This is a genomic window from Vreelandella titanicae BH1 (assembly GCF_000336575.1).
Classification (GTDB): domain Bacteria; phylum Pseudomonadota; class Gammaproteobacteria; order Pseudomonadales; family Halomonadaceae; genus Vreelandella; species Vreelandella titanicae.
Map to the genome: position 1 here is coordinate 1 of NZ_AOPO01000008.1, position 15,200 is coordinate 15,200.

Annotated in this window: 13 protein-coding genes and 2 tRNA genes; 5 read left to right on the top strand and 10 right to left on the bottom strand. The window is 56.2% G+C overall.

Annotated elements, in window-relative coordinates; translation table 11 throughout:
• The first annotated feature begins 66 nt into the window (after positions 1-66).
• On the top strand, positions 67-432 hold the full coding sequence (locus HALTITAN_RS14625; RefSeq protein WP_039859606.1) for a metalloregulator ArsR/SmtB family transcription factor: 366 nt from the start codon (positions 67-69) through the stop codon (positions 430-432).
• An 82-nt stretch (positions 433-514) separates the two neighbouring features.
• Here HALTITAN_RS14625 and HALTITAN_RS14630 read toward each other — a convergent pair whose 3' ends face one another.
• Entirely contained in the window at positions 515-2,638 is a 2,124-nt protein-coding gene (locus tag HALTITAN_RS14630) for a carboxy terminal-processing peptidase (protein WP_009287564.1), read from the bottom strand.
• 138 nt (positions 2,639-2,776) lie between these two features.
• Between HALTITAN_RS14630 and HALTITAN_RS14635 the strand changes: the two genes are divergently transcribed.
• Entirely contained in the window at positions 2,777-4,081 is a 1,305-nt protein-coding gene (locus HALTITAN_RS14635) for a M18 family aminopeptidase (RefSeq protein WP_039859608.1), read from the top strand.
• 103 nt (positions 4,082-4,184) lie between these two features.
• Here HALTITAN_RS14635 and HALTITAN_RS14640 read toward each other — a convergent pair.
• The 9 genes from HALTITAN_RS14640 to HALTITAN_RS14680 form a co-directional block, all read right to left on the bottom strand.
• Positions 4,185-4,261, bottom strand: a tRNA-Met gene (locus tag HALTITAN_RS14640).
• A gap of 76 nt (positions 4,262-4,337) precedes the next feature.
• On the bottom strand, positions 4,338-5,429 hold the full coding sequence (gene ychF / locus HALTITAN_RS14645; protein WP_009287566.1) for a redox-regulated ATPase YchF: 1,092 nt from the start codon (positions 5,427-5,429) through the stop codon (positions 4,338-4,340).
• A 104-nt stretch (positions 5,430-5,533) separates the two neighbouring features.
• The gene (pth, locus tag HALTITAN_RS14650) at positions 5,534-6,121 is read right to left on the bottom strand and encodes an aminoacyl-tRNA hydrolase (protein WP_022522562.1); all 588 of its coding nucleotides are present in this window, start codon (positions 6,119-6,121) and stop codon (positions 5,534-5,536) included.
• A gap of 192 nt (positions 6,122-6,313) precedes the next feature.
• Positions 6,314-6,958 carry a 50S ribosomal protein L25/general stress protein Ctc gene (locus HALTITAN_RS14655; protein ID WP_009287568.1) on the bottom strand — a complete coding sequence of 215 codons (645 nt, stop codon included), beginning with the start codon at positions 6,956-6,958 and terminating at the stop codon, positions 6,314-6,316.
• 96 nt (positions 6,959-7,054) lie between these two features.
• Positions 7,055-7,996 (bottom strand): ribose-phosphate pyrophosphokinase, encoded by a 942-nt coding sequence (locus HALTITAN_RS14660; protein ID WP_009287569.1) that lies wholly within the window; start codon positions 7,994-7,996, stop codon positions 7,055-7,057.
• 58 nt (positions 7,997-8,054) lie between these two features.
• Positions 8,055-8,129: transfer RNA gene (locus tag HALTITAN_RS14665), tRNA-Gln, on the bottom strand.
• A 49-nt stretch (positions 8,130-8,178) separates the two neighbouring features.
• Positions 8,179-9,033 carry a 4-(cytidine 5'-diphospho)-2-C-methyl-D-erythritol kinase gene (gene ispE / locus HALTITAN_RS14670; RefSeq protein ID WP_009287570.1) on the bottom strand — a complete coding sequence of 285 codons (855 nt, stop codon included), beginning with the start codon at positions 9,031-9,033 and terminating at the stop codon, positions 8,179-8,181.
• A 14-nt stretch (positions 9,034-9,047) separates the two neighbouring features.
• Positions 9,048-9,710 (bottom strand): lipoprotein insertase outer membrane protein LolB, encoded by a 663-nt coding sequence (gene lolB, locus HALTITAN_RS14675; protein WP_022522563.1) that lies wholly within the window; start codon positions 9,708-9,710, stop codon positions 9,048-9,050.
• A gap of 109 nt (positions 9,711-9,819) precedes the next feature.
• Complete coding sequence (locus tag HALTITAN_RS14680; protein ID WP_169331558.1) at positions 9,820-11,583, bottom strand: tetratricopeptide repeat protein; 1,764 nt, start codon at positions 11,581-11,583, stop codon at positions 9,820-9,822.
• A gap of 364 nt (positions 11,584-11,947) precedes the next feature.
• Between HALTITAN_RS14680 and hemA the strand changes: the two genes are divergently transcribed.
• Genes hemA through prmC form a run of 3 tightly spaced genes read left to right on the top strand, consistent with a single transcriptional unit; the run spans position 11,948 to position 15,194 of the window.
• Positions 11,948-13,261: a glutamyl-tRNA reductase gene (hemA, locus tag HALTITAN_RS14685; protein WP_009287573.1), complete on the top strand. Its 1,314-nt coding sequence runs from the start codon at positions 11,948-11,950 to the stop codon at positions 13,259-13,261.
• Positions 13,258-14,346: a peptide chain release factor 1 gene (prfA, locus tag HALTITAN_RS14690; protein ID WP_009287574.1), complete on the top strand. Its 1,089-nt coding sequence runs from the start codon at positions 13,258-13,260 to the stop codon at positions 14,344-14,346. Before hemA ends, prfA begins: the two co-directional genes overlap by 4 nt.
• Positions 14,346-15,194, top strand: a complete 849-nt coding sequence (gene prmC / locus HALTITAN_RS14695) for a peptide chain release factor N(5)-glutamine methyltransferase (RefSeq protein WP_009287575.1) — start codon at positions 14,346-14,348, stop codon at positions 15,192-15,194. The genes prfA and prmC overlap by 1 nt, the downstream gene beginning before the upstream one ends.
• The last annotated feature ends 6 nt before the right edge of the window (positions 15,195-15,200 follow it).

Here is a 15,200-nt window from a genome sequence, read left to right on the forward strand (position 1 = left end):
CGTGGTGCTTACTGCTAACGGTTCTTGTGGCGTAAACTACACATAGTCAATCAGTCTGGGAAGTTTATGGTGGGCAAAGTGAATACACCGCAACCCTTGCAGGTGTTTAAATGTTTAAGCGATGAGACGCGTTTGATGCTGGTGCTGCTGGTGGCTCAAGAGCAGGAGCTTTGCGTGTGCGAAATGACTTATGCGCTGCAGGAGTCCCAGCCTAAAGTATCGCGTCATTTGGCTCAGCTGCGTCAGTGTGGGTTGCTGAGTGATCAGCGTGAGGGGCAGTGGGTCTATTACCGGCTTGCCCCCCAGTTGCCTGCCTGGGCTCATGAGGTGATTCGCGCGGGTGGCCAGGGCAGTGCCGCCCAGTTAGCTGCGCTGACTCGGCGCTTAACCAAAATGGGTGACCGGCCAGCCCGCCTGGCGGCGCTCTGTTGAAACCAGGGTTAAAGCCAAAACGTTAAAACCAAAACGCCGCCCCTTGCTAAGGGGCGGCGTTTGCTTCTTTAACTCGGCTTGCTTAGCGCTTAGCGGCTAGCCGCTGAGTGTCTTGCAGGCGGGCGTAGTCGAGCAGGATTTCAGCCGATTCGAGCACATAGGCGCGATCAACAGCCAGTGCGTCATCTTCGTCGCTTTCCCCTTCACTGTCTTGGGTTGCCTCTGCGTCCTCAATTCCTTCTGTGACGCTTTCGGTGGCATCCGTACGAGCATCCATCCACTCATCCAGCTCTTCCAGGCCCAGTGCACGACGGCGTTGGTTTTCCAGCGAAAGCTGTTCGGCTTCCTGGGCTTCCATTTCACGCTGACGCTGCTCACGATTTAAGCTCACGCTGGTGTGCTGCTCGCGTAACTGGCGGGCCAGCGTGGACTGGCGCTCTAAATAGCGGAAGTTGGCGTTGTCCTCAGCGCGTGCGTCGTGCTGGGCTATCAGCTTGTCTAGCATGGTTTCAGGTTCGCCATAGCGGCGATACTGGACATTCTGAACGGTGTCCCAGGCCAAGGCATTATCCAAACTGCTTTCACCAATACGCTCGGGATCAATCAAACTGGGGAAGTCGATATCCGGCTCAACGCCGCGATTCTGGGTGCTGTCGCCGGAAATGCGGTAGAACTTGGCGCGAGTCAGTTTGATCTGACCATGGCTCAGCTCGTTGAGCGTCTGCACGGTGCCTTTGCCAAACGTCGGCGTGCCCAGTACTAAGCCGCGACCATAATCCTGAATCGCACCGGCAAAGATTTCCGAGGCAGAGGCGGAGAGGCGATTCACCAGCACCCCTAGCGGGCCGTCATAAAGTGTCCCTGCTTCGCTGTCGCCATACAGTTGAATGCGCCCCTGGGCATCGCGCACTTGTACGGTGGGGCCGCGGTCGATAAACAGGCCAATAAGCGAGTTGGCTTCCTGGAGCGCACCGCCGCCGTTGTTGCGTAGGTCAAGCACGATACCTTCCACGCCCTCTTCTTTAAGGCGTTCGACTTCTTTGGCAACATCGCGAGTAGTGCTGCGATACTCCTCTTCACCCGCTTGCCAGGCGTCAAAATCGACGTAGAACGTCGGGATGTTAATCACCCCTAAGCGGTGAGGTTCTCCATCACGCTCGACTTCAATCACTTCGCCATGGGCGGCTTGGTCTTCAAGGCTAACGGTGTCACGGGTAATCTCAACGGTTTGCGAGCGGGTCATATCCACCGCTTGGGCAGGTACCACGTCCAAGCGAACAACGGAGCCTTTGGGGCCACGAATCAGATCCACCACGTTGTCCAGGCGCATGCCGACCACATTGACCATCTCACCCTCTTCCTGGCCTACGGCGATGATGCGATCCGCTGGCTCAAGTACGCCGGCGCGCTCCGCTGGGCCGCCGGGCACAAGGCTGGAAACTTTGACATATTCACCATCGGACTGAAGTAGGGCGCCAATGCCCTCAAGGGAGAGGCTCATCTGAATATCGAAGGATTCGCCCTGGCGAGGGGAGAGGTAGCCAGTATGTGGGTCGATACTGCTAGTAACGGCTGCCATCAGTACGCCAAATACATCTTCAGACTCGGTTTGCTCCAGCCGCGTTAGTTGGCCTTCATAGCGCTGGCGCAGGTTGTCTTCAATCTGTTCGCTATCCTGATCGGTCAGGGCGAGCGTTAAGGCGTCGTTTTTAAGCCGCTTGCGCCATAGCTCGTCAAGCTCGCTTTGCCGGGATGCCCAGGGCGCCTCTTCACGATCAATTTCTAAACGCTCGTTGCTTTCAAAATCGAAATCAAGGCCTTCGTCCAGCTTTGCCAACAAAGACTCAAGGCGCGACCGTTGCCGATCACTAAAGGTGTTATAGAGATCAAACGCATCATCCAACTCACCATTGAAAAGAGCGTCTGCCATGCCCGTCTCTAAGTGACGATAGGGCTCGATATCACTGCGCAGCAGGTAGGCGCGCTGGCCGTCCAGAATATCCAAATAGCGTTGGAAAGCATCCTGCGACCACGCTTCATCAAATGTAATATCAGCATAATGGCCGTAGCGGAGCGAGTCCGCAATTTCCACTGCCGCCTGGCGTTGTTCGTCGGTCGGCTCAAGTTGCGCCAAGGCGGCTGGGCTGGTAACAACCAGCATGACAGCCAGGGCGACCGAACGCGAAAGCGTTGCAAACAAGCTCATCAGTCAAGCTCTCCCGGATTTGTGTACACTCATTCTTCCCTAGACTCGCATATGACCCATGAGTTGCGTAGGTCGAAGGGGTATTGTAGCAGGTCGCCTGCGCGATGAGACTCAATCATTACTGTTATGAGGATTTCCATGTCCGAGACTTTCAACGCTGATCGTTTAACGCGGTTATGCGATTTTCTGCGCCAATCACCGACCCCGTGGCACGCTGCAGGCAATATGGCTGAGCGATTGGAGCAAGCTGGTTTTCAGCGGCTGGAAGAGAAGGCCAATTGGCAGCTAACCCCGGGCAAGCGCTACTATGTCACCCGTAATGATTCGGCGATTATTGCTTTTCAGTTGCCTGAGTCTGAAGTGACGGCGCTGCGTATGATCGGTGCCCACACCGATAGCCCAGGGCTGCATCTAAAGCCTAACGCCACGCAGTGCTCTGCAGGCTGGCTACAGTTGGGAGTGCAGGTGTATGGCGGTGTTTTGTTGGCGCCGTGGTTTGACCGTGACCTGGGGCTGGCAGGGCGTGTGCATGTGCGCCATGCCGATGGTCGCTTGGAAAGCGTATTGCTTAATGTCGATCAGGCAATTGCCATGGTGCCGAGCCTGGCGATTCACCTGGATCGTGATGTCAACGCAGGACGGCCGATTAACCCGCAGACGCAAATGGCGCCAGTATTGATGCAGAGCGATACGGCTACGCTAGGCGAGCTAGTGGCGCAGTGGTTAGAAGAGCAGCACGGCCTGCGTGCAGTGGAAGTAGTGGACTTTGAATTAGGCTTTTACGATGTTCAGCCACCGTCCCTGGTCGGTGTTAAGCAAGAACTGGTGGCCAGCGCCCGGTTGGATAACTTGCTCTCCTGCTTCATCGGTTTAGAGGCACTCTTGGCTTGCGATGGCAGTCAAGGCGCTTTGTTGGTGGCCAACGATCACGAGGAAGTCGGCAGTGCCAGTGCCTGTGGTGCCCAAGGCCCATTCTTGGCGGATGTGCTAAAGCGCATTAATGGCCAGGTGGGCAAGGGAGACGACGAGTCGCTGATTCAACTGATTCAGTCGTCGCTGATGATTTCTTGCGATAATGCCCACGCACTGCATCCTAACTTTCGCGACAAGCACGATGAGCGCCATGGTCCAGCGATTAATGGTGGCCCGGTCATCAAGGTGAACTCCAGCCAGCGTTACGCCACCAATAGTATTACCGGTGCGCTGTTTCGCGATGTCTGTCGTGAGGCTGACGTACCCGTGCAGTCGTTTGTTACCCGGGCGGATATGGGCTGTGGCAGTACGATTGGCCCGATTACCGCCACCGAGCTGGGTGTGCCCACTATTGATGTGGGGGTGCCTCAATGGGCGATGCATTCGATTCGGGAAACCGCGGGTACTAAAGATGTCGAGTATCTAACCCGCGCCCTAACGCTATTTCTAAACCGTCCTGCGTTAAGCTAGTCCAAGTAAATAGCTGAGTTTTACTTAGCAATAAAAGCTTGGCTACACAAATTGGCAACACAAAAAAGCCCGCTAAATAAAATTAGCGGGCTTTTAATATGCCTGGTGGCTACGCCCTGATTTGAACAGGGGACCCCATCATTATGAGTGATGTGCTCTAACCAGCTGAGCTACGTAGCCTTTCAACGGGGGCGAATGATACTGATAACCCCGCCTTCAGTCAATGTTTTATTGCTGGTCGTATGGGTGTTGCCGCTTACACATTAAAGCGGAAGTGCACCACATCGCCATCTTTGACAATGTACTCTTTGCCTTCCAGGCGCCATTTTCCGGCGTCTTTGGCTGCCTGCTCGCCGCCTAACGATACGAAGTCCTCATAGGCAACTACTTCGGCACGGATAAAGCCTTTCTGGAAGTCGGTGTGAATCACGCCAGCGGCTTCGGGGGCTGTTGCGCCTTCTTTCACTGTCCAGGCGCGCACTTCTTTAACACCGGCAGTGAAGTAGGTTTGCAGACCCAGCAGTGAGTAGCCCGCGCGAATGACACGATCAAGGCCTGGTTCATCCATGCCCATCTCACTTAAGAACATCGAGCGCTCTTCATCATCCAGCTCGGCAATTTCGGCTTCCAGCTGATTGCAAACAGGCACCACAAGCGCGCCTTCTTCAGCGGCGATTTCGTTAACAATATCCAGGTAAGGATTGTTCTCAAAACCATCTTCATTGACGTTAGCGATGTACATAGTTGGCTTCAGAGTCAAAAAGCCGAAGCTCTTCACCTGGCGCTGCTCTTCCTCGCTTAAGCCAAAGCTGCGTAGCGGTAAGCCTTCCGCAACGTGGGGCTGAATACGATCAAGAATCGCCTTAGTGGCAATGGCCTCTTTATCACCGCCTTTCACCGAACGAACCAGACGCTGGCTGGCTTTTTCGACAGTATCCAGGTCGGCCAGCGCCAGCTCTAAATTGATCGTTTCGATATCGGCGCGCGGGTCGACCTGGTTGGCTACGTGGATAACGTTGTCGTTGTCGAAGCAGCGCACCACATGGGCAATTGCCTGGGTTTCACGAATGTTAGCCAGAAACTTGTTGCCTAAGCCCTCACCTTTGGAGGCCCCGGCGACCAAGCCAGCAATGTCGACGAACTCCATGGTGGTCGGCAGTGTTTTTTGTGGCTTGACGATCTCGGCAAGCTTATCAAGGCGCGGATCCGGCATCGGCACGATACCCACGTTCGGCTCAATGGTACAGAAGGGGAAGTTTTCTGCATCGATGCCTGACTTGGTCAGTGCATTGAATAGTGTGGACTTGCCGACGTTAGGCAGGCCGACGATGCCGCAATTGAAACCCATAAAATGTTCCTGAGAATAAGGTGGTAGGGCGTAAAAGTAATCGCCATTCTACGAGATGCGCTAGCCGTCAGCTACCGGCGTAACTGAACAGCTTTTGGCGGCGTCTATGCTGGCTTGAGGCTGTGCAGCTGGTTCATGGCTTTGGCCCAGTCTCCCGCGAGCGCTAGCGGCAGGGTGGTGACACACTCGTCCATGGCGCGAACAATGGCCTCGTGTTCGGCCTTGCCGGGACGCCCCAGTACATAATTAGTGACTTGGCGTGCCTCGCCGGGGTGACCAATGCCAATTCGTACCCGGTGAAACTGCTTCTGGCCGCCTAGTGCGCTAATAATATCGCGCAGGCCATTGTGGCCTCCATGCCCGCCACCGGTTTTGTAGCGTGCTTGGCCGGGGGGGAGGTCGAGCTCGTCGTGGGCGACCAGTAGGTTTTCAGGGGCAAGTTTGAAAAACTGGCACAAGGCTGCCACCGCGGCGCCACTGCGATTCATAAAGGTGGCAGGGTTGAGCAGGTGCAGTTCATGGTCGCCTAGGCGTACCTTGGCGTAGTGGCCGAAAAATTTCTTTTCCGGTCGTAGCTCTGCATGGGCGCTCTGCGCAATAGCCTCTACCAGCCAGAAACCGGCGTTATGGCGCGTGGCTTCATATTCCGCTCCGGGGTTGCCTAATCCAATAATGGCTGTTACCTGGCTCATCTTCCCACCTCGCACAAAATATTCAGAAGACCAAAACTATCCAGAAGACTAAAACAATCCAGAAAACATGGTTGACGCCGCGCCAGCGACGGCCCTAAAAAAAATCAAGCGCCGAGGCGCTTGATTCTAACATCGTGTCAGCATCACAAGGGCCATGCAGGCATGGCCCCAATAAGATGCTTAACGGGATACTTACTCGGCGCTGCTGTCTTCTTCGCCTTCGCTTTCACCATCTTCATCTTCTGCATCAGCACGCACTTTTACTTTCGTGATGCTGAGTACTGCATTGTCGTGCTCTTCACCGTGGGACAGGTCAACTGAGGTGACGCCGGCCGGTAGGGTAAGGTCAGACAGGTGCAGTGTCGTGCCAAGCTCAACGGCAGCGATGTCGACTTCGATAAAGTCAGGCAGGTCTTTCGGCAAGCAGCTGATCGCCACTTCGTTGGCCAGTACGTGCAGTTCGCCGCCTTGGTCTTTGATACCGACACACTTCTCTTCGCCCGTCACGTGCAGTGGCACGTTGATGGTGATTTCGTGAGTCGCATCAACGCGCAGGAAGTCGGCGTGGGTCAGCAACGGCTTGAAAGGGTGACGCTGCAGGTCACGAACAACGACTTGCTCTTCTTTACCTTCGATCATCAGTTTGATGACGGAAGAGAAGAAAGACTCATCTTCAATCGCTTTGTAGAAAGCGGTTTTTTCAACAGCGATGGACTGCGCGCCTTTTTCGCCACCGTATACAACGGCCGGCACTTGCTGGTTCGCACGACGCAGGCGGCGGCTCGCACCTTTCCCCAGGTCGTTACGAACGCTGGCTTTCAGGATAAAATCAGACATGGAATTGCCTCTTAGTTTAAGTAAGGAAGACGCCGCCGACCGCGACCAGACGACGACGTTTCCGTGGCCCCAAAAGGGGGCTGTATCGTCAGCGGATTAGTGGAACATCGCGCTGACAGATTCTTCGTTGCTGACCCGGCGAATCGCTTCTGCGATCAGTCCAGCAACGCTCAACTGGCGAATTTTTCCGCTACGACGGGCAACGTCAGATAGCGGGATGGTGTCGGTCACCACCACTTCATCCAGTACGGAGTTGGTAATATTATCGACTGCAGGGCCGGACAGGATCGGGTGTGTCGCATAGGCCACCACGCGCTTGGCGCCGTGATCTTTTAACGCTTCACCGGCTTTACACAGCGTGCCTGCGGTGTCGATCATGTCGTCGACTACGACACAGGTGCGGCCCTCAATCTCGCCGATGATATGCATCACCTGGGCCTGGTTGGCCTGAGGGCGACGCTTATCGATAATGGCGAGATCGGCATTCAGCTGTTTGGCGATGGCACGGGCGCGAACAACGCCGCCCACGTCAGGGGAAACAACGACGAGGTCGCTGTAATTCTGACGCTCGATATCATCCAGCAGAATGGGAGAGCCGTAGACGTTGTCGACAGGAACATCAAAGAAGCCCTGGATCTGATCAGCATGTAGATCCATGGTCATCACGCGGTCAACGCCTGCTTTAACCATCATGTCCGCCACTACTTTGGCGGAAATCGGTACCCGTGCGGAGCGCACGCGGCGATCCTGGCGAGCATAACCAAAGTAGGGAAGTACTGCCGTGATGCGAGTTGCCGAGGCGCGACGCAGTGCGTCGACCATCAGGATCAACTCCATCAGATTGTCGTTTGTCGGTGCACAGGTGGATTGTAGAATGAAGACATCCTTACCGCGCACGTTCTCATTGATCTCGACTGCGATTTCGCCGTCGCTGAATTGACCCACCGTAGCGTTACCCATACGGCTGTCTAAGCTCTCGGCAATTTTTTGAGCGAGTGCGGGATTGGCGTTCCCGGCGAAAACCATCAATTTTGACACGCGCAGCCACCTTTGCAGTGTTGGGGATCAGGGGAAAAAACGCAGGTCATTGTTGGGTTGGCTGGGGTACCAGGATTCGAACCTGGGAATGCCGATACCAAAAACCGGTGCCTTACCACTTGGCGATACCCCAGCAATAACCTAACGCACTGACCGGGCGCTTTTAGCTGCCCAGAGCGGAACTATAAATAGCCCAGAGCATCATGTAGGGGAGAGGTGTTGAGTCCGCGTGCTACCCATGCCGGCCAATGTTGTCCCGCTAATTGCGCGATTGCTTGTGCCGATTGCTGTGTATCGAAAGCAGCAAATAGACAAGCCCCCGTGCCGGTCAACCGACTAGGTGCGTGCTGTGCAAGCCAGTTCAGGGCTTCCGCAATTGGCGGATAGCGTTCCTTTACCACGGCCTCACAGTCATTGCGCCACTCCGGCGCTCCCCCCTGCAGTGCGCGCGCCATAGTAATGGGGCGGCTGTCACGTGTCAATTGCGGGTCTTGGAAGACGCCTGACGTAGACACACTAATACCCGGGTGAATAATCACAAACCAAGGGGTATCAAGCGTCACCGGGGTAAGCCGTTCGCCAACGCCTTCGCCCCAGGCGCTATGGCCATGTACGAATACCGGCACATCGGCCCCCAGCTGAAGCCCCAGGCGAGCTAGTTCGACTAACGGTAGATTGAGCTGCCAGAGGTGGTTGAGCCCCACTAATGCGGTGGCTGCGTTGGAACTGCCACCCCCTAAACCGCCTCCCATCGGCAACTGCTTATCGATCGTAAGCGTAGCGCCTAGTGCAGTGCCGCTATGCTGTTGCAATAACCGTGCGGCGCGTACGATCAAATTGTCATCGTGGCTAACGCCGCTAACCTCACTGGTTAACTGAATTTCCCCGTCATCGCGGGGGGCCAACGTAAGGTGGTCGCACAGGTCGATAAACTGAAATAGTGTTTGCAGTGCGTGGTAGCCGTCTTCACGACGGCCCACTATATGCAGCATGCGGTTAAGCTTGGCCGGCGCGGGAAGCGTTAATGGCGCGTTCATTGAAACGGTTACCTTTACTCTTCGCTAGCTTGCCACTGGTTGACGACCAGCGTAATACGCACATCATCGTAGTGCATGACCATGCGCCGTGGCAGCCATAAATCGTCGACTTTCTCCCAGTCGCGGTAGTCGATTTCCCAGCCGTCTTGGGTAAGATGGCTAGGAAAGCCCAGTTCGTCGGTTTCTAGCTGATAACTGCCGGTATTGTCATTATCAGGATCACCGGGCAGGCCGCGCACCCAGTTGGGCATAGCGGTGACGGGGAGTGACCAGCCCAACTGCTCTTCCATAAGCGCTTCTGGGGTTTCTGCCTCAAAGCGGCCGTCGCTATTGGAGAGGGAGAAACGTCCCTCGCGCCCCTCAAGCACGTTGCGTCCGCCGCCAAAGGGCCCGCTGATCAGCATACGGAAATAGTAGGGGGTTTGATTCCAGTCCAGGTTGGCGCTGACGTTCTCTTCTGGGGTGCGCAATCCTGCCTTGCCGACCAGCGTCCAGGTATCGAATGCTTCTACATCGGCCTGCTGGCGTTCCCACTGACCTGCCTGGCGGCCACTTTCATCCATGGGAGCCTGGGAGGCACAGCCGGCGAGCAAGAGAAGCGCGAAGCCGGCAAGCCAGAGGCGCGAAGTGTGACGTGTCAATGGCCAGCGGGGCGAGGGGGACGTCAGTGTCAACATAAACAGGCTCCATGTCAGGTGGTTATAGCGCAAGGGTAACATGATGGGGGCGCTTAAAATGGGGTTCGCAGGGTTAGGGTGCCTCTGGCGGCGTTAGTTCAGGACTTATTTAAGGACTGAGCTCAGGGCTTAGCTCAGGATAACGCTCGAGTAGCCCGTCGATCAGTGGGTGTTGGTTCGTCCGCTGCATGATTTGCTGAATCAACTGGCGCGCTTCTTCATCACGCCCCAGTGCATTTAGCACTTCGGCCAGATGCGCAGCGACCTCCTGGTCAGGTAGCTGCATATAGGCGCTTTCAAGCCAGGGCAGCGCTTCTTCAGGTTCGCCAAGGCGGAAGTAGACCCAGCCCATGCTATCGAGCACGGCAGGGTTGTCCGGATCAGCCTCGTAGGCACGCTCAATCAGCTCAAACGCCTCTTGCAAGCGCCCTGGCAAGTTAAGGTCGGCCAGTGTGTAGCCCAGCGCATTGAGCGCTTCGGCATTGTCTGGGTCGGTGCGCAGTATCTGACGTAAATCCTGCTCCATACCCGCGATGTCACCTGCTTCCCAGCGCCGCATGGCACGCATATAAAGCAGCGATGCGTCATCAGGTGTACGGCTAATTTCGCGGTCTAATAGCGCATCAGCATCAGCAGGCTGATTTATTTCGTCCAGCAACTGCACTTCGAGCATCACCAATTCAGTAAAGTAATTATCAAAGCGCATCCGTTCAATGCGTAGGAAGGCGCGAGCATCCAGCAGGCGATCTTCCTCAATCAGCATTTGCGCGGCCGCCGCGCGAGCGGGCAAAAATTCACTGCCCTCGCTGACTTGGCGATAATAGAGCAGCGCATTATCGATATCGCCTTGCTCTTGGGTGATGGCGCCAAGTAGGTAATAGGCTAAATCTGGCACGTTAGGTTGGCCAATCAGCGGCTGCAGCAAGCGTTGCGCGGGTTCGGGGTGCCCCTCTTCCAGATAAAGCTGGGCTAGCGATAAGCGCAGATCTTCATTGCCTGCATGGCTCTCTAGCAGAGCGTTGGTTTGCACTTCAGCCGCGCTAATATTGTTAAGGCGGATTTCTGCTTGAGCCAGTAGCAGGATAAACCGCACATCGTCAGGGGCGAGTTCAAGGCCCTGTTGGGCAGCGCGTTGAGCGGCCGGGTAATCCTCAACCTCCAGTGCCAAGCGAGCTTTCACCAACCATAACGCAGCAGATTCGGGGTCGAGCAACTCGACTTGATCAAGCCGCCGCTGGGCAAGCGTTGTATCACCCAGGGCGGCCTCAATCAGTGCCGTGCCCAACAGTACATCGCTGTGATGGGGCAGTTGGTCAGCGTTTGGGCGGGCTAAATGCTCACGCAACTGCTGGGCGATTAACGTTAATGGTGCCTCTTCAGCCACCGCGATCTCTGCAAAGGCGGTGATATCGCCATGGCCGCCAGCTTCAACAATCGCAATGCGCTGCTCAAGGCTGTCGAGCCAATCACCACGCTGCAGTGAAAAGGCTGCCAGCAGACGATTGGGTGCTTCTGCCTGGGGGGCAAGCTCTCGCCAGCGAAGTGCCGAGGCTTCGACTAATGAAGCTTCATCGCCAAAGCGGGCCGCGAAGGTGGCGCGCTCAGCAAGCGCTGGCTCGTGATAGCGCTTAGCCGCTTCCAGGTAGCCCTGGCTCGCGTAGCGATAGTCGCCACGCTGGCCAGCAAGCTCAGCGCCCAGCAGCGTACTGAGCCCCGCGGCATCCAGCCCGCGGGTTATTGGCGGCGCATTGCGCATTGGGTCATCGGCCCAGGTGCCGAGGTGGCTATCCTGAGGGCTGGGCGTAGATTGGCAAGCGCTCAGCAGCAGAGCAGCAGAAGCGGCCAAAGGTAATCGCATCGAATGCCGGAACATAGCGCTCACTAGTGAGAAGCCCGAACAGGTAGAGCCCTTTAAACCAGGGCCCAATAAAGAAAAGCGAGGTCGCATGCGTCTCTCGATTAAGTGGCCAGATGCCCAGCATAGCGGCTTGCCTGCCTGCGGCAAAGTGGTGTGGGCCAGATGATAGCCTGCTGTGATAGAATGTTCCTCCTTGAAAAAGTGGTCAGCAAACTTTATGCCTACTTATTAAAGACTATTGTAGGCAGTTTACAGATATTTGTAGGCAGCGCCGAACCACGCTAAAGACTTGTTTTAGCAAGCCCTAATTGACGGTGCAGCCGCTTATCATCACGACGGCTGCCAAAAAGTCCGACACACTAGCGAAGACGCATAACGCATGACGCTTCTTGCCCTGGGAATAAATCATCGTACCGCCAGCGTGGCCGTGCGTGAGCAGGTGGCTTTTACGCCAACGCAGCTTGAAACCGCATTGGCTGAATTGCGTAACCTGCCACAAATCAGTGAAGCGGCGGTGCTCTCTACCTGCAACCGCACGGAGCTTTACTGTGTCACGGATGCGGCTGGCGAGCAGGCAGTACTCAATTGGCTCGGACGCTTTCATAACTTACGCGTCGATGAGCTGATGCGCTGTGCCTACCACTATCTAGACAACGATGCAGCGCGCCATTTAATGCGCGTAGCGGTTGGCCTGGATTCCATGGTGCTGGGCGAGCCGCAGATTCTGGGGCAGTTGAAGGATGCCTATCAGCAGGCGCGCCAATCCAAGGGCTTGGGTGGCGAGCTTGAACGCTTATTCCAGCACACCTTCGCGGTGGCCAAGCAGGTGCGCACCGAAACCGGCATCGGTAAAAACCCCGTTTCAGTGGCTTACGCTGCCGTCAGCATGGCCAGCCGCATTTTCGATGACTTTAGCCGTTCTCGGGCGCTGCTCATCGGCGCTGGTGAAACTATTGAATTAGTTGCGCGCCATCTAAATGAGGCGGGTGTTCGAGAGCTTACGGTTGCTAACCGCACCCGAGAACGCGCTGAGTTGGTCGCCGGCCCTCTGGGAGGAACGGCGATCACCCTGCAAGAGATTCCTGACGCTCTCGAGAACGCCGATATTGTGATCTCTTCCACCGCGTCCCCGCTGCCTATACTTGGTAAAGGCATGGTTGAGCGCGCGCTCAAAAAACGTCGCCATCGGCCGGTATTTATGGTCGATATCGCGGTGCCTCGGGATATTGAGCCTGAAGTGGGCGAATTAGCGGATGTGTTTCTTTACACCGTGGATGACTTGGAAGAGGTCATCCAGGAAAATCGCCGTCACCGCCAGGTTGCCGCTGACCAAGCCGAGTCGCTGATCGAACACGGGGTGGGTAGTTGGCAGCATGAGCGGCGTATTCGTAATGGTGGTGAACTGATCCGCGACTACCGCCAGCATGGTGAAGCGCTGCGCGATCTTTCCCGCGACCAAGCGTTGGAGCGGCTGGCACGAGGTGAAGATCCGGCTAAAGTCATTGAGCGCTTGGCGCATCAATTGACTAACCGTTTGCTCCACCAGCCCACCCAGGCCATACGCGATGCTGCGTCTGAAGAGCACCACGATTTGCTCAACGCCGCTCCGCGCCTGCTGTTGCCCACTAAGCCTGCTTTTGAGACTACACCAGCGCCCCCGGTTAACCGCCAGAAGGATGATACGCCCGCATGAAAGAGACTCTGCGCCAACGCTTAGACAGCTTTACCGAACGCTTTGAAGAGCTGGCGATGCTGCTGTCGGATCCCGACGTGATCAATAACCAGCAACGCTTTCGCGATTATTCGCGTGAGTATGCTGAGTTAGAGGAGCTGGTGGCGGCCTGGCAGCGCTATCGTGATATTGAAACCAATATGCACGAAGCCGAGCAGCTTAGCCGCGATAGCGACGCGGACATGCGCGAGTTGGCGGAGATGGAGCTAAGCGAAGGGCGGGAGCGGTTAGCCGAGCTGGATATCGAGCTGAAGCGCCTGCTGGTGCCTAAAGACCCTGATGATGGCCGTGGGGTGTTTCTGGAAGTGCGTGCTGGTACCGGCGGCGACGAAGCGGCAATTTTTGCCGGTGACCTGTTTCGCATGTACTCCCGCTACGCTGAAAAACGTGGTTGGCGGGTCGAGGTGGTGAGCGCCAGTCATGGCGAGCAGGGCGGCTACAAAGAGATCATTTCCCGCGTCAAAGGCGATGGTGTTTACGCCCAGCTGAAATTTGAATCCGGCGCCCACCGCGTACAGCGCGTCCCTGCGACCGAGTCCCAGGGCCGCATTCACACCTCTGCTTGCACCGTCGCAGTGATGCCTGAAGTCGATGACGTGGGCGATATCGATATCAATCCTTCGGATCTGCGCGTGGATACCTACCGCTCCAGCGGCGCCGGTGGTCAGCACGTTAACACCACGGACTCTGCGATCCGCATTACTCACCTGCCTACCGGCGTGGTGGTGGAGTGTCAGGAAGAGCGCAGTCAGCATAAAAACCGTGCCAAAGCGATGTCGCTGCTGGCCGCGAAGTTGAAGCGTAACGCCGTCGATAGCCAGCGTCAGACGCAAGCAGATGCACGCCGTTCGCTAGTGGGTTCGGGGGATCGCAGTGAGCGTATCCGCACCTATAATTTCCCCCAGGGGCGGATTACCGACCATCGCATTAATTTGACGCTTTATAAACTCAATGAAGTGGTCAGCGGCGAGCAGTTGGATGACGTGATTAGCCCGCTGATTCACGAGTATCAAGCGGAACAGCTCTCAGCCCTTCAGGATGTCTAATGACCCTTGATGCGCTGTTGAAACAGGCTGCCCAACGTTTGCAGGCGGCGGGTTCCAGCTCGCCGCGTATCGACGCTGAAGTGCTGTTATGCCACGTGCTCGGGCGTGATCGCACTTGGCTCTACACCTGGGGCGATAAAATATGCTCCTTATGGGAGCAGGCCCGTTTCGATGCGCTCATCGCTGCACGTTCCCAGGGCACTCCGGTTGCCTACCTTACCGGGGAACGCGAATTTTGGGGGCTGCGCTTAGCCACCTCACCTGATACGTTGATACCCAGGCCTGATACTGAAACCCTGGTTGAGCTTGCCCTAAAGCGGGCGACGCTCCCCTCAGGCCGGCTGCTCGATCTTGGCACGGGAACGGGTGCCATTGCCCTGGCATTTGCCAGCGAACAACCTCACTGGCAGGTAGTGGGGGTGGATCTGCGCTTTGAGGCGGTCGCGTTGGCAAGCCGTAACGCGCGCTCGTTAGGCATATCCAATGCTAGGTTTTTACAGAGTGATTGGTTTGCTGCTTTGGAAACGTGTGCGGATGCAGATAAGCAGTTCGATATTATCGTCAGTAATCCCCCGTATATTGCCGCCGATGATCCTCATCTAGCCGAAGGCGATGTGCGTTTTGAGCCACGCTCAGCGCTGGTTGCTAACGCCTGCGGCATGGCGGATTTGCTGCATTTGGTAAACTCCGCGCAGCGCTATCTAGCGGCTTCTGGTTGGTTGCTGCTAGAGCACGGCTATAAACAGGCCGAAATGGTGCGTGAGGCGCTTGAGCGCGCTGGCTATAAAAACGTTGAAAGTGCTCGTGACCTGGGGGGGCATGAACGGGTTACCCTGGGGCACCTTTAATAACTG